Genomic DNA, 25,183 nt, shown 5'->3' with positions numbered 1-25,183 from the left:
CGGGCGTAGAACTACGCGCTCGGCAAGTTGGGAGGCTTGTGATGGCAGACGACAGCTGGAACGGCAACGGTTCGAGCAGCACGCTCTTCACCAATGTGCGCGTGCTCGACGCCACCGGTGAATATCCCTACACCGGCGAGGTGCTGGTGCAGGGCAACCGCATCAAGCAGATCACCAAGGGCTCGTCACGCTTCGGCTCGTCCTCGTCGTCTTCCTACAGCGGCGGTGCACCAGGGGGCGTCACGACGATCGACGGCATGGGCGCGACGCTGATGCCCGGCATGATCGACGCGCATCTGCATCTATCCTGGAACAATGCGCCGGGCATCGATCCCATCCAGATGATGGAGATCGAAGAGCACATGCTGGTCACCATGGAAATGGCCAAACTTGTGCTCGATGCCGGCTTCACCGCCGGCCGGGGTGCGGCCGCCGCCAAGCCGCGTCTCGATGTCGTCGCCAAAAAATTCATCAACCAGGGCCGCTTTCCCGGCCCGCGCTATCTCGCCGCGGGTCCTGAGATCACCACGGTCGGCGGCCTCGGCGATTCCGCGCCGTCGCACATTCCGCACGAAGGCCTCAATCTCGGCATCGTCGTTTCTGGCCCCGAGGAAATCCGTCGCACCGTGCGCCAGTTGATCAAATACGGCGTCGATTCCATCAAGCTGAACCTGTCCGGCGAGAGCATCACCGGCATGGGCGCCGAGGAGACGCCGATGTCGGAAGAGGAGGTTGCCATGGCGGCCTCCGAGGCGCGCTGCCGCAACAAAGTGCTGTCGGCGCATGCGCGCTCGTCCGGCTCAGTCAAGCAGTGCGTCCGCCATGGCATCCAGAACATCTACCATGCCTCCTTCGCCGACGAGGAAGCGCTCGACATGCTCGAGGCGGTCAAGGACAAGCACTTCGTCGCGCCCGGCATTGCCTGGCTGATCAACACCGCACGCCATGCCGAGCAATGGGGCATCAAGCCGGGCTCGCCGCTGTCGCTCGAATATGAGCGCGAACTCGAAATGTGCATCGAGACGATGAAGAAGATGCACAGGCGCGGCATCCGCGTCTGCATCGGCGGCGACTACGGCTTTGCCTGGACACCGCAGGGCACCAACGCCAAGGACATCCAGACCTTCGTCGAGATGCTCGGCTTCTCGCCGATGGAAGCCATCCAGGCCGGCACCAAATATGGCGGCCAGATCATGAACATGGGCGACGAACTCGGCCTGATCAAGGAAGGCTATCTCGCCGACATCCTGCTGGTCGACGGTGATCCGATCGCCGACGTGCGCATCCTGCAGGACAAGAACCGCATCCTTGCCATCATGAAGGACGGCAAGTTCCACAAGGCGCCGCGCATGAACGAGCAGCGCCGGCGGCTGACTGCATGAGCCTGCTCGACCAGCCATCCTCGTCGCCGCTTGCCGGCAGCGGCATGACCGGGCGGCAGGCCCGGGGTCTCGTCGGCCTGCTTGCCGCCGCCGTCATCGCATGGCTGGTCTTTGCCGTGTGGCCGGACTGGCTGAACGCGATCCTGATCTCGAAGAAGGCTTTCGTCAGCGCCATCCTCAACGGCATCACGCTGGCCGGCCTGTATTTCCTTGTCGCCAGCGGTTTCACACTGATCTTCGGCCTGATGCGCAACGTCAATCTGGCGCATGGCTCGCTCTATCTGCTCGGCGCCTATATCGGCTACGAGGTCACCAACCGCACCGGCTACTGGCTGCTTGGCGTCGCCGCCGGCTTCGCCGTGCTGGCCCTCGTCGGGGTCGTCATGCAGGTCTTCGTCTTCCGCCGCCTGGAGGGTGACGACCTGCGCCAGACCCTGGTCAGCATCGGCATCTCGATCGTCGCCGCCGACCTGATGCTGGCAGTCTGGGCTGGCGGCACCTATCAGATCACCACGCCCGAATGGCTCGACGGCGCCCTGACGCTCCCGATCATCACCGCGGTGCGCTCCAACGGTGCCTCGGTCTTTCTCACCTATCCGCTCTACCGTGTCGTCGTGCTGGCGGCGGCCATCGTCATCGGCGTCGGCCTCTGGCTGATGCTGCACCGGACACGCGTCGGCATGATGATCCGCGCCGGCGTCGACGATCGCGCCATGCTGCAGGCGTCCGGCGTCAATGTGCATGCGGTGTTCGCCATCGTCTTTGCCGTCGGCGCCGGGCTTGCCGGCTTTGCCGGTGTCGTCGGGGGTTCAGCGCTTTCCGTCGCGCCCGGCGAGGATGTCCGCTACCTCCTGGCCTCGCTGGTTGTCGTCATCGTCGGCGGCATGGGCTCGATTTCAGGGGCCGCGATCGGCGCGCTGCTGATCGGCCTCGCCGAACAGATCGGCCTCGTCTACTTCCCGACCTACGGCATCGTGCTCACCTTCGTCATCATGGTGGTGACGCTGGCGGTCCGGCCGCAAGGCATCATGGGGAAGGCGAGATGAGCCTGGCCATCGCCACCGGCAGCGCGACGCAACAGAACTGGCTGGAGAAGCTCGGCGCCGGCCACATAATCCTTGCCGCAGCACTTGTGCTTTACCCGCTGGTGGCGTCGGACTTCTTCCTGACCCAGATCGGCGGGTATTCCCTGGTCTTCGGCATGCTGGGTCTGTCGCTGATGCTGCTCGCCGGCTATGGCGGCATGGTCAGCCTGGCGCAGATCACGGTCGCCGGCATTGCCGCCTACGCCATCGCCATCCTCGGCAACAACAATTCCAACGTCCTGGGCTTCGGCTGGCCGTGGTGGCTCGCAGTGCCCTTCGCGGTTGTTGCGGCGGCACTGGCCTCAGCGCTGATCGGCTGGATCTCGGTGCGCACCGAGGGCATCTACACCATCATGATCACGCTGGCGATCGCCACCGCGACTTACTATTTCGCCCAGCAGAACTACGCCATCTTCAACGGCCATTCCGGCTACGCCGGCATCCGCGCCCCGGCGTTCTGGGGCCTCAACTGGCGCGATCCCCGGCCTTTCTACTACCTTTGCCTCGGTCTGGCGGTGCTGTCCTACGCAGCCGTGCTCTACGGTTCGCGCTCAACCTTCGGCATGACCTTGCAGGCGATCCGCGACAATCCGCGCCGCATGCGCGCGCTTGGCTATCACGTCACCGCGCACAAGGTCTTCGCCTGGCTGCTGGCCGGCGTCATCGCCGGACTGGCGGGCGTGCTGCTGGTCTGGTTCAACGGCCGCGTCTCGCCGGGCACCATCGGCGTCGATGCCGCGATCGACGTGCTGATCATTGCCGTCATCGGCGGCCTTCGCCATCCGATCGGGCCATTTCTCGGCGCGATCGTCGTCGTCCTGATGCAGACCTTCGCCATCGACATCGTCGGTGCCGAGCGTTTCAACACGCTGATCGGCATGGTGTTCCTGGTGATCGTCTTCGTCTCACCGGATGGAATTCTTGGGTTGTGGGGGAGGATCAAGCCACATCTTGCCCAGGAGTCCTTGCGTCCCGGCTCGTAGCGGCCGGAACGGATGAACCACTGCAAAACGAAATCAACGGGAGGAAAAATCATGAGGATGCATAGACGTACAATGCTGGCCCTGGCGGTGTTCACCGGGCTGACCGCCTCTTCGATGGCGCTCGCCGCCGACGACACCATCAAGATCGGCCTGCTCGCCACCTTCGAGGGACCGTTCACGGTGCTCGGCGAGGACGGTGAGCGCGGCGCCATGACGGCGGTTGCCGAGATGAACGGCACCGTCGCCGGCAAGAAGATCGAGATCGTCAAGGGCTCGTCCGACGCGTCGCCCGACAGCGCCGTGCGCGCCGCGCGCAAGCTGGTCGAGCAGGACGGCGTCAAGGTGCTGGTCGGTCCGCTTTCGGGCGACGAAGGCCTCGCGGTCAAGGACTACGCCAAGACGCAGCCGAACGTGACCTTCATCAACGGCACCTCGGCCGCACAGGACACCACGCTGCGCGATCCGGCGGAAAATTTCTTCCGCTTCTCGACCGATGGCGCCCAGTGGATGGCCGGCCTCGGCACCTATGCCTTCAAGGACAAGGGCTACAAGAAGGTCGCCACCGTCGCCGAGGATTATTCCTTCCCCTACACGCAGGTGTTCGGCTTCATGGCCGAGTTCTGCAAGGCCGGCGGCCACGTGCCGTCGAAGTCCTGGGTGCCGATCGGCAACAAGGACTTTTCTTCGGTCATCGCGGCGATCCCGGAAGACGTCGATGCGATCTACGTCGCGCTCGGCGGCGCCGACGCCGTCAACTTCCTGACCCAGTACCAGCAGGGCGGCGGCTCCGCACCGCTGATCGGCGGTTCGATTACCGTTGACCAGACAGTGCTGACCTCGAAAGGCAAGCTGCGCGACGTGCTGAAGGGCACACCCTCGGCCGGGCCGACGGCAGACACCAATGACGCGCCGGCCTGGAAGACGTTCGTCGAGGCCTACAAGAAGCAGCCAGGCGCGTTTCCCTCGCCCTCGCTCTTCGCCCATGGCTACTATGTCAACATGAAGGCGACGCTGCTCGGCCTCGACCAGGTCGGCGGCGATGTCTCCGATGGTGGCAAGAAGCTGCGCGATGCGCTGTCGAAACTGTCCTTCGACACGCCGACCGGCAAGGTGTCGCTCGACAAGAACCGCAACGCCATTGCCGACATCTTCCTGACCGAAGTCACTGAAGGTGCCGACGGCAATCTCCTCAACAAGCTGGTCAAGGTCGTGCCGCAGGTCAACCAGACGCTCGGCATTCCCGAAGACGAGTTCATGAAACTCGGTGCGGTCAACCGCGACAATCCGAGCTGCCCGTAACACATCGGAATTCGAGTGTAGCGCCAGTGACCGAAAGCTTCTCAGCAAACCGTCTCCAGAGCACCGGCGCCTATGCGCTGGAGCTCGATGGCGTGGCGCGGCATTTCGGGGCGCTGGTGGCGCTCTCGGGCATCACTATGAGGATCGCGGCCGGTGAACGGCGCGCGGTCCTCGGCTCCAACGGCGCCGGCAAGACGACCCTGTTCAATGCCGTGACCGGCGATTTCCTGCCGACGGCAGGGCGCATCCGCTTCTTCGGCGAGGACATCACCGATCTGCCGCCGCATGAGCGCATCCGCCGCGGACTGCGGCGCACCTATCAGATTTCGCAATTGTTCAAAGGCCTGTCGGTCCTCGATTCCATCTTTCTCGCTTGCCGTGGCGTCTCGCGCCGGCGGTTTTCGCTGCTGCGCCCGACGGTCACCGACGTCAACATGGTGCAGGCGGAATCGATCCTCAACGCCGTGCATCTCGAAGCCTATCGCGACACTCTGGTGGCGACGCTGAGCCATGGCCAGCAACGCCAGCTGGAGATCGCGCTGGCGTTGGCCGGTGCACCGCGCTTCATCTTGTTCGACGAGCCGGCGGCCGGCCTTTCGCCGACCGAACGCCGCGACCTCGTCGCCATCCTCAACGCGCTGCCGAAACACATCGGCTACATCATCATCGAACACGATCTCGACGTTGCCCTGCGCGTGTCGGAATATGTGTCGATGATGCACAATGGCCGGCTGTTCAAGGAAGGCACGCCGCAGGAGATCGAGGCCGATCCCGAGGTCCAGGAGATCTATCTCGGGGGCAAGCATGGCTGAGCGCCAGACCGCCTCCGGCAAACCGGCCAAGGCTATCCTCAGGATAGACGACCTGCAGGTCTTCTACGGCGAAAGCCATGCGTTGCAGGGCGTTTCGCTGACGCTGGAAAGCGGCGTGCTATCGGTGGTCGGCCGCAACGGCATGGGCAAGTCCACGCTCTGCAACACCATCGTCGGCTTGAAGCGCGCGAAGTCCGGTTCGATCCGTTTTGACGGCCGCGAGATCACCGCTTTCGAGCCGCATGAGATCCACCGCCTCGGCGTCGGCTATGTGCCGCAAGGCCGCCGCGTCTGGCCGAGCCTGACCGTCGACGAACATCTGCGGCTTGCTGGTGGTATCAGGCGCGATGCCAGCTGGACGGTCGAGCGTGTCTACCAGACTTTTCCGCGCCTGGCCGAACGCCGGACAAACGGCGGCTCGCAATTGTCAGGCGGTGAACAGCAGATGCTGGCGATCTCCCGCGCGCTGCTCAGTGACCCGAAGCTGCTGGTCATGGATGAGCCGACCGAGGGGCTGGCGCCGATCATCGTCGACCAGGTCGAACAGATGCTGGTCGATCTCGCCGCCGAGGGCGAGATGGCGGTTCTGGTCATTGAACAGAACATCGGCGTCGCGACCGCGGTGTCGAACCAGGTCGCCATCATGGTCAACGGCCGCATCAACCGGCTGATGGACGCCAGGGCACTCGCCGCCGACCGTGAATTGCAGCAGCGGCTGCTTGGTGTCGGCCGCCATGCCGAGGAAACGCCCGTCACGCCGGCCGAAGCCGCCCAGGCAAAGCAACAACTGGCGGAGGTCTATCGTGTCGACCGCACTGGCGCCGGCTCGGCCGAACCGATGCCGCAGAGCGGCGTCTATCGTCCGGTCACCGACTTGCCCAACCGCTGGAACGTGCCGGTCACCGAGATGCGTCAGGCGGCGGTCGACAAGGCAGCGCCGCAGGTCGATTTGAAGAAGGTCTTCGCCATTCCCTTTGCCGAGCGCATCGGCCGCACAGTGCTGGTCGTCGGCACCTTCGACACCAAGGGCAAGGAATTGCGCTTCGTCGCCGACCGGCTGAAGTCGCTGGGCATCCCGGTGCGCACCGTCGATCTGTCGACATCGGGCAAGCCGACCAGCGCCGACGTGCCCGCCATGCAGGTGGCCGGCATGCACCCACGCGGCTCGTCCGCCGTTTTCACCAACGATCGCGGCGGCTCGGTCAGCGCCATGGCGGACGCCTTCGCCCGCTGGATCGAGCGTGAGCCGCGCATCGGCGGCGTCATCTCCGCCGGCGGCTCCGGCGGCACCACGCTGGCCACATCAGGCATGCGTGTGCTGCCGGTCGGCATCCCCAAGCTGATGGTCTCGACGGTGGCGGCCGGCGATGTCGCCAAATATGTCGGCGGCGCCGACATCATGATGTTCCATTCGGTCGCCGATGTTCAGGGGCTGAACTCGATCACCGAACAGGTGCTGTCCAATGCCGCGCATGCGATGGCCGGCATGGTCGCCCAACTGCCCAGTGCCGAGGCGTGGGAAGCAAAGCGCAAACTGGCGCGGCCGGCTGTCGGCATCACCATGTTCGGCGTCACCACGCTCGCCGTGCAAGCGGTGACCAAGCGGCTTGAAGCCGACTATGACTGCCTCGTCTTCCATGCCACCGGCATCGGCGGACGCGCCATGGAAAATCTCGGCGATTCCAGGCTGCTTTCGGCCTTTCTCGACCTGACCACCACGGAAGTGGCCGACATGATCGTCGGCGGCGTGTTCCCGGCGACCGAGGATCGCTTCGGCGCTGCGATCCGCACCGGACTGCCCTATGTCGGCTCGACCGGTGCGCTCGACATGGTCAATTTCGGCCCGCGCGACAGCGTGCCGGAGAAATTCCGCAGCCGCAAATTCGTCATCCACAATCCGAACGTCACGCTGATGCGCACCACGCGCGACGAGAACCGCGCCTTCGGCGAATGGATCGGCGCGCGGCTCAACGCCATGAATGGCCCGGTGCGCTTCCTGCTGCCCGAAGGCGGCGTCTCGATGCTCGATGCGCCCGGTCAGCCTTTTCACGATCCCGAGGCCGACAACGCGCTGTTCGAGGCCATCGAGAAGACGGTTCGCCGCACACCTTTGCGCCATGTCGAACGGGTGCGGGCGAACATCAACGATACGCCTTTCGTCGACGCGGTGCTCTCTGCGTTCCATGCGATCACGCCGAAGCTGCAGAGGCGGGCATGAAGAATTGGACTTCGCCACCGTGCGGGTGGATGTTTGAAAACACTGCCGGTCGCCCCGTGCCGACCGTATTGTCTTGGGGAGGATAGATCATGGACGCGCAAACCTTTGGCGCTTTCCTGTTGTGGCTGATCATTGCCGCAGTCGTCGTGGTGATCGCCGTCTACATCTTGCGCTGGCTCTATCGCCGCTCGACCAAGGAGACGGCGTTCGTGCGCACCGGCTTCATGGGCGAGAAGGTGGTGGTGAATGGCGGCGCCTTCGTCATTCCTGTGCTGCACGAGATCACCCCGGTCAACATGAATGTGCTGCGCATCGAGGTGCGCCGCGAGGATGGTTTTGCGCTGATCACCAAAAACCGCATGCGCGTCGACCTGATCGCCGAGTTCTTCGTCCGTGTCGGCGCCAGCCGCGAACTGGTCGCCGCTGCCGCGCAGACGCTTGGCCGCCGTACGCTGCAGCCCGACAGTTTGCGCGAACTGCTGGAGGGCAAGTTTGCCGGCGCCCTGCGCACCGTCGCGGCCCAGATGACGCTGGAAGAGATGCACGAACTGCGCGGCGACTATGCCGCGAAGGTGCGCGGCCTCGCCTCGGAATCGCTCGCCGCCAACGGGCTTGAGCTGGAGAGCGTCGCCATCGTCGATCTCGACCAGACCAGCCTTGAATATTTCGATCCGTCCAACGCTTTCGATGCCGAAGGCCTGACGCAACTGACGGAATCGATCGAGACCCGTCGCCGGATGCGCAACGAGATCGAGCAGCGCACGCTGGTCGACATCCGCAACCAGAATCTCGACACCCAGCGCAAGGTGCTGGAGATCGACCGCGACAGCGAATATGCGCGCCTCGAACAGGAGCGCGAAGTCGAGATCCGCCGTGCCGCGCAACGCTCCGAGCTCGCCATCGATCGCGCGCTGCGCGACCAGGAATCCGAGCAGGCACAGCTTTCGTCGCGCGAAGCCGTCGAGAAATCGCGTCTCAACCAGGAGCGCAACATCACCGAGGAGCGCATCAAGAGCGAGGAAGACACGCAGCGCCGCGAGATCGCGCGCCGCCGTTCGCTCGACGAGACCGAGATGAAGATGCGCGAGCTGACCGAGCGCGAGCAGATCGCGCTCGAACTGTCGCTGGAGAAGGCCCGGATCGAGCGAGAGGGCACGCAAAGCCAGCTCGAGATCGAGCGCAGGAAGCGGCTTGAGGTCGCCGAACTGGAGCGCCAGATAGCGCTCGCCGAAAAGGCGCTTGAGGTGACCAGGGCAGAGGCGGAAAAGCGCCGCGCCGAGATCGTCGAGAACCAGGCGACCGAGACGGCGCGGATCGCGCAGGAGCGTGTCGTCGACGAGGTGCGGATTGAACGGGAGCGGCATCTCGAAGCGCTGCAGATCGCCAAGCGCCAGGCCTTCGAGGAGGCCGAGATTTCAGCCGGCGAAGAGGTCGAGCGCGCCCGCATCACCACCGAGCGCGGCATCGAGGAAGCGCGCCTGATCAAGGATCGCGACATTCGCCAGCTTGGCGTCGATCGCGACCAGACGATCGAGATTGCCGAAATCCAGAAGGCCATCGACGTCGCCAAGAAGACGCAGGAGCGTTCGTCGGCGATCGCGGCTTCCGAAGCGGTTCGCGCCAAGGCCATCCAGGCCGAGGAACAGGCCTTCACGGCCCGTGAGCGCGAGATCGCCGAGCGCCGCAAGCTGACCGATCTGATCGGCGCGCAACGCGAAGCCGAGCGTGACGCCCTGCGCATAGTCTCAGCCGCGGATGCCGAGATGAAGGCGGCGAAGAGCCTCGCTGAAGCGCAGAAAATCGCAGCCGTGGCCTCGGCCGAGTCTGAGAAGATCCACGCCCTTGCCGCGGCCCAGCGCTACGAGGTCGACGCGGCCGGTCATCGTCAGCTCAACGAGGCCGAGAACATCCTTTCCGAAGGCGCGCGGGCAGGGCGCCTGCGCGGCAAGCTGCTCGACCACATGGAGGGCATCATCCGTGAGAGCGTCAAGCCGATGGAGAAGATCGAAGGCATCAAGATCCTGCATGTCGACGGCATCAACGGCGGCCAGGGCAGCAACCGCAACGTCACGGACGAAGTCATCGACTCGGCGCTGCGCTACCGCGTGCAGGCGCCGATGATCGACAATCTGATGAAGGAGATCGGCATCGAGGGCGGCTCGCTCGGCCGCATGACCGACGTGCTGCGCGACGCCAAGGACATTGCGAGCCTGACCCGCGACAAGAAGGGCAAAGGCAAGGCCTCCAAGGACGACGATGACGACCGCGACCACTGACCAGATGATCGTACGTTTGCAGATGCGTTGCGGCAGACGGTTCTCGATGATGCCGGCGGCTGCCTGACATGACCAAGGTCTATGTCTCCTCGGTCATCCCCGCGCCGGCGGCGGACGTCTGGAAGGTCGTGCGCAACTTCAATGGTTTACCGGGCTGGGCGCCGTTCGTTGCCGAGAGCCGCATCGAGCAGAACGCACAAGCCGACCAGATCGGCTGCATCAGAAGTTTCACGCTCAGGGATGGCGGGCGCATTCGCGAAAGGCTGCTGGCGCTGTCGGATTACGATTTGTCCTGCAGCTACGCCATCCTGGAAAGCCCGATGGCGGTGGAGAACTATGTCGCCACCCTGTCGCTGACGCCGATCACCGATGGCAATTTGACGCTCGCCGAATGGCAAGCGGAGTTCGACTGTGCGCCTGATCGGGAGGCGGCCCTTATGCACCAGATCGGCACCGGCGTGTTCCAGACGGCCTTGACCGCGTTGAAACACCGGTTCGGGCGCTGACATCAGCCAATGGTCAGGGTTTGCCAGAGCACGATCATCGACGCACCGATCGACGAAGTCTGGGCGATCCTGCGCGATTTCAACGGCCATGACCGCTGGCACCCGGCAATTTCCTTCAGTGAGATCGAGGGCGGTGAGCCGGTCGATGCGGTAGGCTCGGTGCGTCACTTCCGGCTCGCCGACGGCGGCGAGTTGCGCGAACAATTGCTGGCGCTGTCCGACAAGGACCGAAGGCTGAGCTATTGCCTGCTCGAAGCGCCGCTGCCGCTGATGGGCTATGTCGCCTCGGTGCGGCTGAAGCCGGTGACCGACGGGAACGCGACCTTCTGGGAATGGCGTTCCGAGTTCAACCCGCCCGCGCATCGTCGCGACGAGCTGGTCAGGTTGGTCACCGAAGGCATCTATCAGGCTGGCTTCGCGGCCGTGCGCGATCTCCTGCGGCGCAGAAATGTCGGCTCGCCGGTCGATGCGAGACCACCTCGGGCGGTTGCCGCGCCGATACCGTCGGCAAGCCTGCCGCGTGGCACGTCAACGCTTGCTCCGGGCCAGGCCGCGACAACCGGGGCGATCGTCGTCGAGCGCTATGGCGGACCGGAGGAGTTGCAGCTGAAGGAAATCGGCCTGCCGCCGCCAGCGCCGAACGAGGTCCGGATCCGCCACACGGTGATCGGCGTCAATTTCATCGATGTCTATTGCCGCACCGGTTTTTTCGATCTGTTGCAGCCGCCTGGCGTGCCGGGCATGGAGGCAGCCGGCGTTATCGAACAGGTTGGCTCTGCGGTGTCTGGCTTCGCCGTCGGCGACCGCGTCGCCTACGCCTGTCCTCCGGTTGGCGCCTATTGTGAGCGGCGCAACATGGCGCCCGAATTGCTGATCCATCTCTCCGACGATATTTCGGACGAGATCGCCGCCGCCGGCCTGCTCAAGGGGGTTTCCGCCAGTTTTCTGTTGCACGATGTCCATGTCGTGAAGCGCGGCGACATCGTTCTCATTCATGCGGCGGCAGGAGGCATCGGCCAATTGCTGGTGCAATGGGCGCGCCACCTCGGCGCGACGGTGATCGCAACGGTGTCCAACGACGACAAGGCGCACATCGTCGAGCGCCTTGGCGCGCACCACGTCATCGTCTATTCTCGCGAGAATTTCGCTGAAGCCGTCATGCGGCTGACCAATGGCGCCGGTGCCGATATCGCTTACGACGCGGTCGGCAACGACACCTTTGCCGGTTCGATTGCGGCCCTTGCCGTGCGCGGCCATCTCGTCAGTTTCGGCCAGGCCTCGGGGCCGGTCGGCAATTGGGACATCGGCCGCTTCGCCACCAAGTCGCTGACCATTTCGCGGCCCAACTACGCCCACTACACCGACACGCCGGAAAAGCTCACGCCACACGTCACCAGGTTTTTCGGCGCACTTCGCCAAGGCATCGTCGGGGTTGAATCGCCGACGCACTACGATCTTGCCAACGCCGCCGACGCGCACCGCGATCTGGAATCCCGCCGCACGACGGGAGCCTTGGTTCTGCTGCCGCAGCCTTGATTGAGGGTCGCCAATTTCAGGGCGTCAATAAAGAATTTGACGCTCGTAATGTTTTTGGGTTGTATTGGAAACTGTGAAGATTTGACTGGATAAGTTCGGCCAAGCATTGCCGCTCCCGGACAAGGGCCGCATGACTGGTGACAGCCGATCGTTTCGGTCGGCGATCGCTGCAAGAGGATCGGGAAGTCGATGGCGGAGAAGACGCACCGCACGATGGATGACTTCGCCCGGGCATGTGGTGTGTCCCGGCCGACGCTGTCGAAATATTTTGACGATCCGGCGAGCGTCAAGCCGGGGACACGCGCCCGTATCGAAGCGGCGTTGCGTTCCTCGGACTATCAGCCAAACCTGTTCGCCCGCAATCTCAACCGCAAACGCACGCGCAACATCGGCATCGTCGTGCCGACGATCACCGATCCGTTCTATGCCGAGATGGTCAGCCGCATTGAATTTCGCTGCCGCGACGAGGGCTATTGGCCGATCGTCATTTCCTCGCATGGCTCGCAGAAGCTGGAGGCGGAGTCGGTCAGGACGCTGCTGTCACTGAAGGTCGCCGGCGCGATCATCGCTCCGCTGGGCCTGGCCTCCGATCGGAGTGTTTTCGACAAACTCGGACAGGACATTCCGATCGTCTATTTCGACACCTATATCGAGGACGACACGCCTTTCGTCGGTAACGACAACCACCAGAGCACGTCGACCATGGTCGACTATCTCAACCGGTCCGGAGAACCGCCTGTCTATGTCGACATTCCGCATGTCAACCACAATTCGGGCGAGCGGTTGCAAAGCTACATCGCGACGATGCAAGCCGCCGGTTTGGAACCTGTCGTCATCGACGCGGCGCGTGACTATACCTGGGACTTCGAGCGCATCGGCCATGAATGGATGGAAAGGACGCTCGATGTTGGCGGTCTGCCCGGCCGCACGATCCTGTGTGCCAATGATCGTCTCGCCTTTGGCGTGATGGCGGCCGCGTTCTCGCGCGGACTGAAGATCGGCCGCAGGCCCGACAGCGATCTGCGTGTTGCCGCGCATGACGATCATCCATTGAGCCGCTACACTTGTCCGGCACTGACCACCATGGCGCAGGATTTCGCCGCCATGGCCGGCCGCAGCGTCGAGATCCTTCTGGCCCTGCTGGACGAGGCCAACCCGCCAAAGAAGGACTTGGCGCGCACGGTCAAGCTCGGCGCGACCCTGGTGATGCGTCAGTCGGCCTGAGCAGCCACCGTCAGCGACCCTTCTCGAATCGGCGCCAGGCCGCCACCGCCTCGGCAACCGCTTGCCGCGCGGCGGGGGTATGGCGTCCCATCGAGACGAAACCATGGATCTGACCCGGCCATCGCCGCAAGATCAGCGGGACGCCTGCGGCTTGCAGCCGCGCTGCATAGGCCGCGCCTTCGTCGGCAAGGATGTCGCAGCCGGCAAGTGCTACGAAAGCCGGCGCTACGCCGGCGAGATCGGGCGCCAGCAAAGGCGAGACGCGCCAGTCGACGATGTCGTCCGGCGTTCGCACATAGTGGTCGCGGAACCAGGCCATGGTTGTTGCCGTAAGCCCGAAGCCGTCGCCGAAGCGTTGGTAGCTGTTGGCCATCTGCCGCGCATCGGTGTTCGGATAGATCAGGATCTGCGCGGCAAGCGACGGCGCCAGTCCATCGCGGGTAAGCAGCGCCAGCACGGCGGCGAGATTGCCGCCGGCGCTGTCGCCGGCAACGCCGAGGCGGGACGGGTGGATGCCGAGCTCGGCGGCGTTCTCCGCCATGAAGCGCAGTGCCGCCAGACAATCCTCCAGCCCAGCGGGAAATCTATGGTCAGGTGCCAGGCGATAGTCGGGACAGACAATGACGGCGCCACCGAGATTGGCCAGCCAGCGGCAGATCTCGTCATGCGAATCGAGATTGCCGACGACCCAGCCGCCGCCATGCAGATAGAGCAGCGCCGGGGCTCCGCTTTGCGGCGCACTGACGCCGCGATGGACGCGGATCGTCACGGGCCCGTTCGGCCCGTCGATCTGCAATTCCGAGGTCGCAGCGGTCGGCTCCTGCTCGCCTTGTAGCGTCGGGAACGAAGCGTTGTAGGCGGCGCGCGCCGCCGCCACGCTGTCGGTCTCGAACGGCTCGCCACCGGCCGTACGGCCGATTTCGAGGACGCGCAGCGCCTCCTGGTCAAGCGTCATCGTCATATCCTCAGGCCAGCAGGTCGCTCGCCTCTTCCTCTGTCAGCAGGGCAGGCTGGGTGACATCCCCCGCGACCGCGACCGAGCCCCGTCTCTCCCCGGAATGCAGGACAGCCTCCATGATTTCCAGCACGTGCAGGGCGAGGGTGCCTGAGGCGCGTGGCGCGTTGCCGGTTTGAAGCGAGCGCACAAGATCGGCGACGCCAAGCATGCGGTAATTGGCGCGATCGGGCGCCGCATAAGGCCAGTTGCGGGCGCCGTAGAGGTCGCCTTCGCTGGCGAAATCCTTCCAGTCGGCGCCGCGTTCGGACAGCGACACGGTTCCGCCGAACGTATCGGGATCGGGCAGGCGCAGCGAGCCTTCGGTGCCGTGTAGTTCGATCGGGTGGTTGGAGTGGCGGAAGACATCCCACGAGGCGCCGAAAGTGACCGTCGCGCCTGAGCGGAATTCAAGCAGCGACAGCACGTTGGTCGGCGTGCCGACCTTGAATGTGGTGTTCTTGAACGGCCCGTCGGCGGTGATCAGCCGTTCCTCCTGGCCACGCGTCGCCATCGCCATGATGCGCTCGACCGGACCGAGCAGGTTGACCAGCATGGTCAGATAGTAGGGGCCCATGTCGAACACCGGGCCACCGCCTGGCTGGTAGTAGAATTGCGGATTGGGGTGCCAGTGCTCCATGCCGCGGCCCATCATGAAGGCGGTGCCGGTGACCGGTCGGCCGATGGCGCCGGCGTCCATCAGTCGGCGCGCCCGGCGACCGGCGGCACCCAGGAAAGTGTCGGGCGCCGAGCCGAGCAGCAGGCCGCGCGACTTCGCCTCGCTGACCAGAAGCTGCCCGTCGGCAGCCAAAGTGGCGAGCGGCTTTTCGGTGAAGACGTGCTTGCCGGCCGAAAGCGCCGACATCGTGACGTCGAAATGCACAGCGGGGATGGTGAGGTTGAGAACGAGGCCGATTTCGGGATCGGCAAGCAGGGCATCGACGCCCATGGCCCGGATGCCGTATTCCCGCGCCCGCAGGGCGGCCGCGTCCGCCGAGATGTCGGCGCAGGCCTTCAATTCCACGCCGCCAAAAAGTGCTGCGTTGCGCATGTAGGTCATGGCGATGTTGCCGCAGCCTATGACCCCTACACCAAGCTTTTCCATTATTCCTCCAGTCGGCCGCCGTCCGTCATTCTCCATGCCGGATCGGCGATTCTTCGTCCACGTGGCGATACTTCGCACACGGCATGAGCACATTGATGCGCCATTATGCAGTTTAATTCTTGACGCGCGACAATTTTTTATAAATCATGTGCGAAGTTGGACGGGCGGGAATGGCTGCCGTCAACTCTGGGAGGACTACAAATGAACGAGTCAAGGAAGGGGCCGCGCAGCGGCTCCAAGTCGATTGGGCATGTCACCATTGCCGATCGCCGGCAATTTCTCATCGGTTCCGCCGGCCTTCTCGGCGCGGCGGCGCTCGGAGCGGGAACCTCGCTCGGCATTGGCCGGGCTCGGGCACAGAGCCGGGCCGAAATCTCGTTTGCCAGCGCCGCCTTCTTCGGCAAGGAGACCTTCGGCGACCTGATCAAGGCTTTCAACGAATCGCAGGACCGTATCCTGGTCAAGAACATCGAACTGCCGCCGCCGAGCTCCTCGACCGAGGTCTACCAGGGTCTGGTCCAGCAGCTCGCCCGCCGCACCGGCACGCCTGACGTCTTCAGCCAGGACGTGATCTGGATCGCCGGCTTTGCCGCCGCCGGATGGGCGCTGCCTCTGGACGAGTATTTCCCGGCCGACAAGCGCAGCGCATACTTCACCGGAACCCTCAACGCCTGTACCTATGGCGGCAAGCTTACCGCCCTTCCCTGGTTCATGGATTCGGGCATGTTCTATTACCGCAAGGATGTGCTGGAAAAGCATGGCGGCAAGGTTCCGGAAACCTGGGCCGATATGGCAACCATTGCCGCCGCCGCGCAGAAGGCCGGCGATATCGATTTCGGCTATCTCTGGCAGGGCAAGCAGGCCGAGGTTCTGGTCTGCGACGCGGTCGAGATCATCACCTCCAACAACGGCGCCATCCTGGCGCCCGACGGCAAGTCGTCGCTGATTAATGAGAAGGGCGCGGTGGAGGCGATCCAGTTCCTGCACGACACGATCGTCACCAACAAGATCAGCCCGCAGGATGTGCTATCCTGGGATGAGGAACCGTCGCGTCAGCCCTTCACCTCGGGCAAGGGGTTGTTCATGCGCAACTGGTCCTATGTCTATCCGATCGCCCAGGACGCCAAGGCTTCCCAGGTGGTCGACAAGGTCGGTGTCGCGCCGCTGCCGTCGTTCCCCGGCGGCAAGAGCTCGGCCTGCCTCGGCGGCTACCAGCTGGGCGTCAATGCCAACTCGAAGCAGCGCGAAGCCGCGATCGAACTCTTGACCTGGCTATCGTCGACCGAGACCCAGCACCGCATCGCACTGAACTTCGGCCTCGCACCAACGCGGCCGGCGCTGTTCCAGGACGCACAGATCAAGAAGGAACAGCCATTCATGGCCAGCCTCGAGAAAGTGTTCACCGGCGCCACGGCGCGGCCGATCACGCCCGAATACGCGAAAGTGACGCTGGCCCTGCAGTCCGGCATCTCCAAGGCGCTGGTCTCGGGCAACGTCCAGGCCGAGATGGACGCGACGGCGGCGCAAATCAACAAGATCGTAGGCTGAACCAATGTCCGCGGCGGCCACCATTCCTGGCATCGGCCGGCCGCGGCGCTCTGGCAAGGCGCTTCCGGGCGCCTTGTGGGCCTTGCTGCTGCTGACGCCGGCCTTCGTGTCGCTGGCGTCGGTTTCCTTCTACCCGATCGTCAACGGCCTCTACCTGTCGCTCACCAACACCTCGCTGATCACGCAGGAACAGGATTTCACCGGCTTCTCCAACTACGTGGAACTGTGGGGCGACCCGCAGTTCTGGAATGCCTGGTGGCACACGATGTGGTTCACCGCCGCCTCGACCGTGCTGGAGACGGTGATCGGGCTCGGCATGGCGCTCATCCTGTGCGAAGCCTTCAAGGGGCGCGGCCTCGTCCGCGCGGCCATGCTGGTGCCGTGGGCGATGCCCACCGTCGTCACCTCCAAGATGTTCGGCTGGCTGTTCGACGGCCAGAACGGCATCGTCAATTACATCCTTCTGCATGCCGGGCTGATCGACCAGAATGTCAACTGGTACGGCTCCACCGACACGGCGATGATCACCATCATCATCGCCGATGTCTGGAAGACGACGCCGTTCATGGCGCTGCTGCTACTGACCGGGTTGCAGACCGTGCCCAATTCACTGATCGAGGCGGCGCGCATGGATGGCGCCAAGGGCTGGATCACCTTCTGGTATATCCGTCTGCCGCTCCTGATGCCGACCTTGCTGATCGCCGGCCTGTTTCGCGCGCTCGATGCCTTCCGCGTCTTCGATCTCGTCTATGTGCTGACCGGCGGCGGCCCGGCCGATTCAACCGAAACGCTGTCGACGCTGTCCTACAAGGTGCTCTTCTCGACGCTGCAGTTCGGCTACGGCTCGGCCGTCTCCACGGCGATGTTTGTCACCGAGGGCATCATCGCGCTGGTGTTCTGCCTGTACCTCATCCGCCAGATCAGGAGGGCGCAATGAACGACACGCGCTCGCCGCTGCAAACAGTCATCATCTATCTCGGCGCCTTGCTGATTCTCGTCTGGTCGGGCGGTCCGTTCATCTGGCAGTTCTCGACCTCGTTCCAGCTCGACAAGGCATTGACGTCAGGCTCGCCGTCGCTGATCCCGCATCCCTTCACGCTGGAGCACTACTACAACGCCTTCGTCGAGAAACAGCTTCACCGCTATGTCTGGAACTCGCTCGTGGTCTCGCTGGCGACGACCTTCCTGTGCCTGTTCGTCGGTTCGCTGGCCGCCTTCGCGCTGTCGCGGCTCAACATCAAGGGCCGCTTCGGCATCCTCATGGTCATCCTTTCTGTATCGATGTTCCCGCAGATCGCGCTCGTCGGACCGCTCTATCTGGTCGCCACCAATCTCGGTCTGCTCGACACCTACACGGCGCTGATCATCACCTACCTGGCGCTCGGCCTGCCACTGGTGACCTGGGTGCTGTTCGGTTATTTCGAGACGCTGCCGCGCGAGATCGACGAGGCGGCGCGCATGGACGGCGTCAGCGTGCCCGGCCTGCTCTGGCGCATCATCCTGCCGATGTCGCTGCCGAGCCTGGTGACCACCGGCCTGCTTGCCTTCATCACCGCGTGGAACGAATTCCTGTTCGCGCTCGCCTTCACCTCCAACATCGACCGGCAGACGATCCCGGTCGGCATCGCCAACTTCACCAACCTCTATTACGTCCCCTGGGGCGATATCGCCGCGGCCTCCGCCGTCGTGACCGTGCCCTTGATCCTTCTGGTGCTGTTCTTCCAGCGTCACATCATCGAAGGCCTGACCCAGGGCGGCGTCAAGGAATGAACGACATGACGAAGACGAAGCTCAAGGTCGGCTGCCAGACCTTCACCTGGGAAATGCTGGGCAAGGCCTGGACCGGCGGCCCCGATGACCTGTTGAAAGCGATAGAGGATGGCGGCTACGCTGGCATCGAAATCACCGACACCATGATCGGCCGCTATGCCGACAAGCCCGTCGAATTCGCTGCCGCGCTCGGCGCCCGGGATCTCGCCCTCGTCTCCTTCGCCTTTGGCTCGAAGAGCGGTTTCACGCTGAAGGAGGCGCTGGAAAGTGACCTCGAAGCCGCCCGGCGCTGGACAGGCTTTGCCGCGAACTTTCCCGGCGCGCTGGTCTCGATCGGTTCGGCGACAGTCGTTTCCGAGGGCCCTCGCACCGACAAGGTCGCGATCGCTGCCGAATTCTACAACCGCGCCGCCGAGATCGGCCGCAAGGCCGGTGTCGACGTCGCCGTGCATCCGAGTTCGCACCACAACACGCTGCTGTTCGACCGCGCCGACTACGACGCGATCTTTGCCTTGCTCGACCCCGACCTTGTCGGCTGGGTGCCGGATACCGGCCACATCCTGCGCGGTCACAAGGACATTTCAGACACGCTACGCACCTACCGCGATCGCATCCGCTACATTCACCTCAAGGATGTCGACGCCAAGGGCACATGGGCGATGCTCGGCAAGGGCGTCTGCGACACCCCGGCGGTCATCGAGATCGCCGGCACGGCGCCGCACTTCACCGGCTGGCTGGTGCTCGAAGAGGAGTCCGACACGGCCGCCGCCGATCCCGCCGGCGCGGTCAAGACCAACCGCCAGACAATGCGCTCTTACGGCGCCTGAAGAACGAGACGATGATCAAGAAACAGGACAGACGCCTCAGGGTCGGCGTGCTCGGCTGCGGCCCCATCGCGCAGTTCGCGCATCTGCAATCCTGCGTGAAGGCCAGCAATGCCGACCTCTACGCCATCTGCGATGCGGCACCCGACCTGCTCGCCCGCATGGGTGCCACCTACGAGCCGCGGAAAATGTATGCCGACTATGAAGCGATGCTCGCCGATCCGGAGCTGGAGGCGGTGATCGTCGCCACGTCGGACGCCTATCACGTCCCGATGTCGATCAAGGCGCTCGATGCCGGCAAGCATGTCTTGTGCGAAAAGCCGATCGGCACCTCAGTCGAGGAAGGCGAGGCGCTCGCCGCGGCGGTCAGGCGCTCGGGCAAGGTGCTGCAGGTCGGCCATATGAAGCGCTTCGACCCGGCGCTGCAGGCGGCGCGCGACTTCGTCCGCGACGAGATCGGCGACGTGCTGGCGCTGAAGGCGTGGTACTGCGATTCCACCCATCGCTACACCAACACCGATGCCATCCAGCCGCTGCCCGTCACCAGCAAACTGGCGAGGAAACCGAGCGGCAATCCGAAGGCCGATCTCAGGCAGTATTTCATGCTGGCGCACGGCTCGCATCTCGTCGACACGGCGCGCTTCCTGTGCGGCGATATCGTCGCCGTGCGCGCCCGCCTCAACGAGCGTTTCGGCGCCTATTGCTGGTTCGTCGAGACCGAGTTCGCCAGCGGCGCGCTCGGCCATCTCGATCTCACCGTCGCCGTACGGATGGACTGGCACGAAGGTTTCCAGCTCTACGGCGAGAACGGCTCCGTCATCGCCAAGACCTTTAACCCCTGGTACTTCCGCGCCAGCGAAGTCGAGATCTTTCACGAGAAGACCGCCACCGCCCATAAGCCACTCGGCGCCGATGGCCACTTCTTCCGCCGCCAGCTCGAAGGTCTTGCCGAAACGGTGCTGGACGGCGCGCCGATGCGCGGCGCCAATGTCGAGGATGGCATCGCGTCGATCCGCGCCATGGTCGCCATTGCCCGCTCGGTGGAGACCGGCGAGCGGGTGGAACTCGCCTCGGTTTCGGGGGCGGTCTGATGCGTCTCGGCATTTTCGCCAAGACATTTGCCGGCACCGACCCGGCCGCCGTGCTGGCGGCCGTGCGGCATGCGGGCTATGAGACCACGCAGTTCAATCTCGCTTGCGCCGGCCTGCCGTCGATGCCGGATGTCGTGCCGGCGAACGCCGTCGCGGCGATCCGTGCCGCCGCGCAATCGGCCGCTGTTTCACTCGCAGCGCTATCGGGCACCTACAACATGGCGCATCCCGACAAGGCCGTCCGCGACGACGGCCTCAGGCGCCTCGCCGTCGTCATCGAGGCGGCTGCCATCTTGGATATTCCCCTGGTCACGCTCTGCACCGGCTCGCGCAACGCCGCCGATCAATGGGCGTACCATCCGGAAAATGCTACTCAGGCCGCCTGGTCCGACATGGCCACCGAGATGGAGAAGGCGTTGGCACTGGCCGAAGCCGCCGGCGTCGATCTCGGCATCGAGCCCGAGCAAGCCAACATCGTCACCTCGGCGAGGGATGCGACCCGGCTGATCGCCGAGATGGGGTCGCGGCATCTGAAGATCGTGCTTGATCCGGCAAACCTGTTCGAGCACGCGACGCCCGACGAAGCGCGCGCCGTCGTCGCCGCCGCGATCGACGAGGCGGCCGGCCACATCGCCATGGCACATGCCAAGGATCGCCATGGTGACGGCCGCTTTGCCACCGCCGGGCAAGGCATCGTCGACTTCCCGGATTTCGTCGGCCGGCTGAAGGCGGTCGGCTTCGACGGGCCGCTGGTTACGCACGGGCTGTCTGCAGACGAAGCTCCTGGTGTCGCCGCCTTCCTGCGGAAGCTCCTCTGATGGGTGCTGCGCCAACGATCATGCTTCGCGACGATGCATCACTTCGTGTCTTCGATACGGGGCAGGGCAGGCTTCCCGTCGTTTTCCAGCATGGTCTCGGCGGCGATGCCACCCAGGTGGCGCAGAACTTTCCCGACAGCTCGTCCTATCGCCGGCTGACCGTCGAGTGTCGCGCACAAGGTGGCTCTGGCGCCGGCGGCAGGCGGCCCTTTTCGATCGCCATGTTTGCCGACGACGTGCTGGCCGCCGCCGACGCGGCCGGGCTCGACCGTTTCATCGCCGGCGGCATCTCTATGGGGGCGGCAATTGCCTTGCAGCTTGCTGCCCGGCACCCGGATCGTGTCACCGGTATCGTGCTTGTGCGCCCTGCCTGGGCGTTCGATGCGTCGCCGCGAAACATGCACCCTTACGCGGAAGCCGCGGAGCTCATCCGCGACCGTCCGCTGGACGAGGCGCGCAACGTCTTTGCAACCTCCGCGACAGCGGACCGCTTTCGCAGGGAAGCGCCGGACAATCTTGCTTCCCTGCTCGGCTTCTTCGAGCGCGAGAATGCGACTGTCTTCGCCGAGGTGATGCAGGCGATCGCAAACGATGGGCCTGGCGTCACGCGGGCAGCGGCCGCCGCCATCGCGATCCCGACGCTCGTCGTCGGCAGCGGCATCGATCTCGTCCATCCGCTGGCGACTGCCCAGGAGCTTGCCGAAACCATCCCCAACGCGGTCTTCAGCGAGGTGACGCCGAAGGCCACCCACAAGGATCGCCATTTCGCCGAGGTCCGCGCGGCTATCGCGGGCTTCCTCGATGCAAATTTCAACAACCAGGACCAGTCATGATCTCGAAACCTCTCTCCGGACCGGCCGCCATCGCCGCACTGCCGCGCGATCGCATGATCGCTGAATTCTCGCTGTGGTCCGCCGACCTCGTCAATTTCGAGAGCGACCTGAGGCGCATCGAGCCCTATGTCGATCTTCACCACATCGATGTGGCGGACGGTCATTTCGCCCCGTCCTTCTTGTTCTTTCCCGATCTCGTCGCCCGCATTGCCAGGCTGACGGCCAAACCCATCCATGTCCATTTGATGGTCGATGCGGAGATAGTCGAGGCGCAGACGCGCCAGTTCATCGAGGCCGGCGCCGACATGATAAGCGTCCATGCCGAGAACGGCGAGGCGGGATTGCGCGCCGTTCGGCTGGCGCGGGAACTCGGTGCCGAGGCCGGCGTCGTGCTCAGGCTGGAGACGCCGGTCGAGACGGTGGCGCCTTTCATCTCCGAGGTCGCTTTCGTCACGCTTCTTGGAACGGCAATCGGCGTCAAGGGCCAGAGCCTGTCCGACAAGGCTTGTGAAAGGTTGGGCGCTGCCCGCGCGATCCTGAGAGAGGCCGGCCGCGAGGCGGCCGTGGTTCTTGCCGCCGATGGTGGCATCCGCCACGAGACCGTGCCGTTGCTGCGTGCCGCCGGCGCCGAAACCGTGGTTCTCGGTTCGCTCGCCTTTGGCGACAAGGATCTGGCCGGCCGCATCGGCTGGCTGCATGGCCTGAAGGTCGCGGCATGAGCAACGAAGCCGCTCTCGCGATCGATCTTGGCGGCACCGAGCTTCGTGCCGCCCTGGTCGACCGTGACGGCAAGATTCTGGCGTTCGCCGCGGTGCCGACGCAGGCGCAGGCTGGCCCGGATGTGGTGATCGGCCAGATCGAGGCGCTGGCCGCGACCGTCCATGCCGAGGCACCGGCGCTCTCAATCCTCGGCGTCGGCGTCGGCGCACCGGGACCGCTCGATCCGCTGGCCGGCATCGCCGTCGGACCGCCGACGCTCGCCGGCTGGCTCGACGTGCCGCTTGCCGACATCCTCGAGCGGCGGCTCGGCCTGCCGGTGCGGCTGGAAAACGACGCCAACGCCGCGGCACTCGGCGAATGGCGTTTCGGCGCCGGTCATGGCGCCCGCTCGCTGGTCTTCGTCACGGTTTCCACCGGCATCGGCGGCGGTGTCGTCGTCGACGGGCGCATCCTGCATGGCCGCCGCGGCCTCGCCGCCGAGATCGGCCACATGACCATCACCAATGAAGGCGAGCGTTGCGTGTGCGGCGTCGTCGGCTGCTTCGAAGCCATCGCCTCGGGCACGGCACTTGGCCGCCGCGCCAATGCCGCGACAGCTCCATCGGATGGCTCGACGCTACGGCGCCTCTCGGACAACGGTGACGTGACAGGCCGTCACGTGGTCGAAGCGGCGCGGCTGCAGGATGACCTTGCCTTGGCCCTGCTTGACGAGGAAGCACGCTGGCTGGGCATCGGCTTCACCAATCTGCTGCATCTCTATTCGCCCGACGTCCTGGTCGTTGGCGGCGGCATTGCCAATGGCCTCGACCTCATGGCGCCTGCCATCGAGGCGACCATCAGGCAGCGGGCCATGCGAGCCTATCGCGACGTTCCGGTCGTTCAGGCCCAGCTTGGCCGCCACGCCGGGCTGGTCGGCGCGGCCAGCCTTGTCCTGTTCGATGATGGCGGTACGTTGGCGGCACGCATGCCTGTGGGCCCAAGCACATTTCCGGACACGAGGAGGGACTTCAATGGCTGAGCTCAAGCTGCGCGGCGTGCGCAAGTCCTATGGCAATGCGGAGGTGATCAAGGGCGTCGACCTCGATGTCGGCGACCGCGAGTTCGTCGTCTTCGTCGGCCCATCCGGCTGCGGTAAGTCGACGCTGCTGCGCATGATCGCCGGCCTCGAGAAGATCACCTCCGGCGAGCTGATGCTTGATGGTGCGCGCATCAACGACGTCGATCCCTCCGAGCGCGGCCTCGCCATGGTTTTCCAGTCCTATGCGCTCTATCCGCACATGACGGTCGCCGAGAATATGGGCTTTGCGCTGAAGATCGCCGGCCTGCCGGTGACCGAACGCGACGCCAAGGTCAAGGCGGCGGCCGAGGTGCTGCAGCTGTCGCATCTGCTCGAGCGGCGGCCGAAGGAGCTGTCCGGCGGCCAGCGCCAGCGCGTCGCCATCGGCCGCGCGATCGTGCGCCAGCCGAAGGTCTTCCTGTTCGACGAACCGCTGTCGAACCTAGACGCCGCACTGCGCGTCAACATGCGGCTGGAGCTGATGCAACTGCATGAACGGCTCGCCGCCACCATCGTCTACGTCACCCACGACCAGACCGAGGCCATGACCATGGCCGACAAGATCGTCGTCCTCAATGGCGGCACCATCGAGCAGGTCGGAACACCGCTCGACCTCTATGCCAGGCCAGCCAATGTCTTCGTCGCCGGCTTCATCGGTTCGCCGAAGATGAACATGCTGCCGGTGCGGGTTCTCTCAGCCAACAGGGATGGCGTTGCCGTCGCCCTGCCGGGCGGATCCAGCCTGGTCGTTCCGGTCGAGGCGGGCGCGCTTGCACAAAACAGCGAGCTGCTGCTCGGCATCCGGCCGGAGCATATCCGCATCGCCAATGCCGGCCAGTTCAAGGGCGAGGCAGTGCTGGCCGAGCGGCTTGGCGGCCTGACCATCCTGCATGCCGACATCGGCGAGAAGACAAGGCTGGTCGTGCAGACCGAGGGCATCGACACGACGCCGCTGCACAGCCCCATCGCCATGCAGGCCGACCCCTCCCGCTGCCATCTCTTCGCCGCCGACGGCAAGGCGCTGGCACCTCTGGGCAAAACCGGCACCGCCTGACATCGTCGTGACCTGAACGGCAACGGCCGGAGGCTGTGAGCCTCCGGC

The 25,183-nt window shown here is 64.7% G+C and carries 22 protein-coding genes; 20 read left to right on the top strand and 2 right to left on the bottom strand.

The window, feature by feature from the left end; genetic code table 11:
• Nucleotides 1-41 precede the first annotated feature (41 nt).
• The 10 genes from AC1RZR_RS29165 (at nucleotide 42) to AC1RZR_RS29120 (ending at nucleotide 13,321) form a co-directional block, all read left to right on the top strand.
• Complete coding sequence (locus AC1RZR_RS29165; RefSeq protein ID WP_481826774.1) at nucleotides 42-1,382, top strand: metal-dependent hydrolase family protein; 1,341 nt, start codon at nucleotides 42-44, stop codon at nucleotides 1,380-1,382.
• A 44-nt stretch (nucleotides 1,383-1,426) separates the two neighbouring features.
• The gene (locus AC1RZR_RS29160; protein WP_481829136.1) at nucleotides 1,427-2,428 is read left to right on the top strand and encodes a branched-chain amino acid ABC transporter permease; all 1,002 of its coding nucleotides are present in this window, start codon (nucleotides 1,427-1,429) and stop codon (nucleotides 2,426-2,428) included.
• Complete coding sequence (locus tag AC1RZR_RS29155) at nucleotides 2,425-3,450, top strand: branched-chain amino acid ABC transporter permease (protein ID WP_481826773.1); 1,026 nt, start codon at nucleotides 2,425-2,427, stop codon at nucleotides 3,448-3,450. Before AC1RZR_RS29160 ends, AC1RZR_RS29155 begins: the two co-directional genes overlap by 4 nt.
• Before the next feature lie 51 nt (nucleotides 3,451-3,501).
• Nucleotides 3,502-4,749: an ABC transporter substrate-binding protein gene (locus tag AC1RZR_RS29150; RefSeq protein ID WP_481826772.1), complete on the top strand. Its 1,248-nt coding sequence runs from the start codon at nucleotides 3,502-3,504 to the stop codon at nucleotides 4,747-4,749.
• Between the two features lie 26 nt (nucleotides 4,750-4,775).
• Entirely contained in the window at nucleotides 4,776-5,561 is a 786-nt protein-coding gene (locus AC1RZR_RS29145) for an ABC transporter ATP-binding protein (RefSeq protein ID WP_477273636.1), read from the top strand.
• Complete coding sequence (locus tag AC1RZR_RS29140; protein ID WP_481826771.1) at nucleotides 5,554-7,779, top strand: ABC transporter permease; 2,226 nt, start codon at nucleotides 5,554-5,556, stop codon at nucleotides 7,777-7,779. The genes AC1RZR_RS29145 and AC1RZR_RS29140 overlap by 8 nt, the downstream gene beginning before the upstream one ends.
• A gap of 89 nt (nucleotides 7,780-7,868) precedes the next feature.
• Complete coding sequence (locus tag AC1RZR_RS29135) at nucleotides 7,869-10,055, top strand: flotillin domain-containing protein (RefSeq protein WP_481826770.1); 2,187 nt, start codon at nucleotides 7,869-7,871, stop codon at nucleotides 10,053-10,055.
• Nucleotides 10,056-10,123: 68 nt separating this feature from the next.
• A complete protein-coding gene (locus tag AC1RZR_RS29130; protein ID WP_481826769.1) occupies nucleotides 10,124-10,561 on the top strand; it encodes an SRPBCC family protein in 438 nt (145 codons plus the stop codon).
• Between the two features lie 9 nt (nucleotides 10,562-10,570).
• Nucleotides 10,571-12,097 (top strand): zinc-binding dehydrogenase, encoded by a 1,527-nt coding sequence (locus tag AC1RZR_RS29125; protein WP_481826768.1) that lies wholly within the window; start codon nucleotides 10,571-10,573, stop codon nucleotides 12,095-12,097.
• A 189-nt stretch (nucleotides 12,098-12,286) separates the two neighbouring features.
• Nucleotides 12,287-13,321, top strand: coding sequence for a LacI family DNA-binding transcriptional regulator (locus tag AC1RZR_RS29120; RefSeq protein ID WP_481826767.1), 1,035 nt, complete (start codon nucleotides 12,287-12,289; stop codon nucleotides 13,319-13,321).
• A gap of 10 nt (nucleotides 13,322-13,331) precedes the next feature.
• Here AC1RZR_RS29120 and AC1RZR_RS29115 read toward each other — a convergent pair whose 3' ends face one another.
• Together AC1RZR_RS29115 and AC1RZR_RS29110 are read right to left on the bottom strand one after the other, a co-directional pair.
• Nucleotides 13,332-14,276, bottom strand: a complete 945-nt coding sequence (locus tag AC1RZR_RS29115; RefSeq protein ID WP_481826766.1) for an alpha/beta hydrolase — start codon at nucleotides 14,274-14,276, stop codon at nucleotides 13,332-13,334.
• A gap of 10 nt (nucleotides 14,277-14,286) precedes the next feature.
• Nucleotides 14,287-15,420 (bottom strand): Gfo/Idh/MocA family protein, encoded by a 1,134-nt coding sequence (locus tag AC1RZR_RS29110; RefSeq protein ID WP_481826765.1) that lies wholly within the window; start codon nucleotides 15,418-15,420, stop codon nucleotides 14,287-14,289.
• A 201-nt stretch (nucleotides 15,421-15,621) separates the two neighbouring features.
• Between AC1RZR_RS29110 and AC1RZR_RS29105 the strand changes: the two genes are divergently transcribed.
• The 10 genes from AC1RZR_RS29105 to AC1RZR_RS29060 are packed head-to-tail and all read left to right on the top strand — an operon-like array spanning nucleotide 15,622 to nucleotide 25,135.
• Nucleotides 15,622-16,968 carry an ABC transporter substrate-binding protein gene (locus AC1RZR_RS29105; protein WP_481826764.1) on the top strand — a complete coding sequence of 449 codons (1,347 nt, stop codon included), beginning with the start codon at nucleotides 15,622-15,624 and terminating at the stop codon, nucleotides 16,966-16,968.
• Nucleotides 16,969-16,972: 4 nt separating this feature from the next.
• On the top strand, nucleotides 16,973-17,905 hold the full coding sequence (locus AC1RZR_RS29100; protein WP_477273654.1) for a carbohydrate ABC transporter permease: 933 nt from the start codon (nucleotides 16,973-16,975) through the stop codon (nucleotides 17,903-17,905).
• A complete protein-coding gene (locus AC1RZR_RS29095; RefSeq protein ID WP_477273656.1) occupies nucleotides 17,902-18,738 on the top strand; it encodes a carbohydrate ABC transporter permease in 837 nt (278 codons plus the stop codon). Before AC1RZR_RS29100 ends, AC1RZR_RS29095 begins: the two co-directional genes overlap by 4 nt.
• A gap of 5 nt (nucleotides 18,739-18,743) precedes the next feature.
• On the top strand, nucleotides 18,744-19,565 hold the full coding sequence (locus AC1RZR_RS29090) for a sugar phosphate isomerase/epimerase family protein (protein WP_481826763.1): 822 nt from the start codon (nucleotides 18,744-18,746) through the stop codon (nucleotides 19,563-19,565).
• A gap of 11 nt (nucleotides 19,566-19,576) precedes the next feature.
• Nucleotides 19,577-20,653 carry a Gfo/Idh/MocA family protein gene (locus AC1RZR_RS29085; protein ID WP_477273660.1) on the top strand — a complete coding sequence of 359 codons (1,077 nt, stop codon included), beginning with the start codon at nucleotides 19,577-19,579 and terminating at the stop codon, nucleotides 20,651-20,653.
• A complete protein-coding gene (locus AC1RZR_RS29080; protein ID WP_481826762.1) occupies nucleotides 20,653-21,471 on the top strand; it encodes a sugar phosphate isomerase/epimerase family protein in 819 nt (272 codons plus the stop codon). The genes AC1RZR_RS29085 and AC1RZR_RS29080 overlap by 1 nt, the downstream gene beginning before the upstream one ends.
• Complete coding sequence (locus AC1RZR_RS29075; RefSeq protein WP_481826761.1) at nucleotides 21,471-22,304, top strand: alpha/beta fold hydrolase; 834 nt, start codon at nucleotides 21,471-21,473, stop codon at nucleotides 22,302-22,304. Before AC1RZR_RS29080 ends, AC1RZR_RS29075 begins: the two co-directional genes overlap by 1 nt.
• Nucleotides 22,301-23,023, top strand: a complete 723-nt coding sequence (locus tag AC1RZR_RS29070) for a ribulose-phosphate 3-epimerase (RefSeq protein ID WP_481826760.1) — start codon at nucleotides 22,301-22,303, stop codon at nucleotides 23,021-23,023. The genes AC1RZR_RS29075 and AC1RZR_RS29070 overlap by 4 nt, the downstream gene beginning before the upstream one ends.
• Complete coding sequence (locus AC1RZR_RS29065; protein ID WP_477273668.1) at nucleotides 23,020-24,042, top strand: ROK family protein; 1,023 nt, start codon at nucleotides 23,020-23,022, stop codon at nucleotides 24,040-24,042. The genes AC1RZR_RS29070 and AC1RZR_RS29065 overlap by 4 nt, the downstream gene beginning before the upstream one ends.
• Nucleotides 24,035-25,135 carry an ABC transporter ATP-binding protein gene (locus tag AC1RZR_RS29060; RefSeq protein ID WP_477273670.1) on the top strand — a complete coding sequence of 367 codons (1,101 nt, stop codon included), beginning with the start codon at nucleotides 24,035-24,037 and terminating at the stop codon, nucleotides 25,133-25,135. Before AC1RZR_RS29065 ends, AC1RZR_RS29060 begins: the two co-directional genes overlap by 8 nt.
• Nucleotides 25,136-25,183: the final 48 nt, after the last annotated feature.

The organism is Mesorhizobium bavaricum, assembly GCF_056781655.1.
The sequence above is the reverse complement of the archived record's forward strand: the minus strand, read 5'-3'. Positions and strand labels throughout refer to the sequence as shown.

What these genes read in the sequence shown, in the direction of transcription:
- AC1RZR_RS29165 (WP_481826774.1), top strand. Translation starts at nt 42, where the DNA reads ATGGCAGACGACAGCTGGAACGGCAACGGTTCGAGCAGCACGCTCTTC.
- AC1RZR_RS29160 (WP_481829136.1), top strand. Translation starts at nt 1,427, where the DNA reads ATGACCGGGCGGCAGGCCCGGGGTCTCGTCGGCCTGCTTGCCGCCGCC.
- AC1RZR_RS29155 (WP_481826773.1), top strand. Translation starts at nt 2,425, where the DNA reads ATGAGCCTGGCCATCGCCACCGGCAGCGCGACGCAACAGAACTGGCTG.
- AC1RZR_RS29150 (WP_481826772.1), top strand. Translation starts at nt 3,502, where the DNA reads ATGAGGATGCATAGACGTACAATGCTGGCCCTGGCGGTGTTCACCGGG.
- AC1RZR_RS29140 (WP_481826771.1), top strand. Translation starts at nt 5,554, where the DNA reads ATGGCTGAGCGCCAGACCGCCTCCGGCAAACCGGCCAAGGCTATCCTC.
- AC1RZR_RS29135 (WP_481826770.1), top strand. Translation starts at nt 7,869, where the DNA reads ATGGACGCGCAAACCTTTGGCGCTTTCCTGTTGTGGCTGATCATTGCC.
- AC1RZR_RS29130 (WP_481826769.1), top strand. Translation starts at nt 10,124, where the DNA reads ATGACCAAGGTCTATGTCTCCTCGGTCATCCCCGCGCCGGCGGCGGAC.
- AC1RZR_RS29125 (WP_481826768.1), top strand. Translation starts at nt 10,571, where the DNA reads ATGGTCAGGGTTTGCCAGAGCACGATCATCGACGCACCGATCGACGAA.
- AC1RZR_RS29120 (WP_481826767.1), top strand. Translation starts at nt 12,287, where the DNA reads ATGGCGGAGAAGACGCACCGCACGATGGATGACTTCGCCCGGGCATGT.
- AC1RZR_RS29115 (WP_481826766.1), bottom strand. Translation starts at nt 14,276, where the DNA reads ATGACGCTTGACCAGGAGGCGCTGCGCGTCCTCGAAATCGGCCGTACG.
- AC1RZR_RS29110 (WP_481826765.1), bottom strand. Translation starts at nt 15,420, where the DNA reads ATGGAAAAGCTTGGTGTAGGGGTCATAGGCTGCGGCAACATCGCCATG.
- AC1RZR_RS29105 (WP_481826764.1), top strand. Translation starts at nt 15,622, where the DNA reads ATGAACGAGTCAAGGAAGGGGCCGCGCAGCGGCTCCAAGTCGATTGGG.
- AC1RZR_RS29100 (WP_477273654.1), top strand. Translation starts at nt 16,973, where the DNA reads ATGTCCGCGGCGGCCACCATTCCTGGCATCGGCCGGCCGCGGCGCTCT.
- AC1RZR_RS29095 (WP_477273656.1), top strand. Translation starts at nt 17,902, where the DNA reads ATGAACGACACGCGCTCGCCGCTGCAAACAGTCATCATCTATCTCGGC.
- AC1RZR_RS29090 (WP_481826763.1), top strand. Translation starts at nt 18,744, where the DNA reads ATGACGAAGACGAAGCTCAAGGTCGGCTGCCAGACCTTCACCTGGGAA.
- AC1RZR_RS29085 (WP_477273660.1), top strand. Translation starts at nt 19,577, where the DNA reads ATGATCAAGAAACAGGACAGACGCCTCAGGGTCGGCGTGCTCGGCTGC.
- AC1RZR_RS29080 (WP_481826762.1), top strand. Translation starts at nt 20,653, where the DNA reads ATGCGTCTCGGCATTTTCGCCAAGACATTTGCCGGCACCGACCCGGCC.
- AC1RZR_RS29075 (WP_481826761.1), top strand. Translation starts at nt 21,471, where the DNA reads ATGGGTGCTGCGCCAACGATCATGCTTCGCGACGATGCATCACTTCGT.
- AC1RZR_RS29070 (WP_481826760.1), top strand. Translation starts at nt 22,301, where the DNA reads ATGATCTCGAAACCTCTCTCCGGACCGGCCGCCATCGCCGCACTGCCG.
- AC1RZR_RS29065 (WP_477273668.1), top strand. Translation starts at nt 23,020, where the DNA reads ATGAGCAACGAAGCCGCTCTCGCGATCGATCTTGGCGGCACCGAGCTT.
- AC1RZR_RS29060 (WP_477273670.1), top strand. Translation starts at nt 24,035, where the DNA reads ATGGCTGAGCTCAAGCTGCGCGGCGTGCGCAAGTCCTATGGCAATGCG.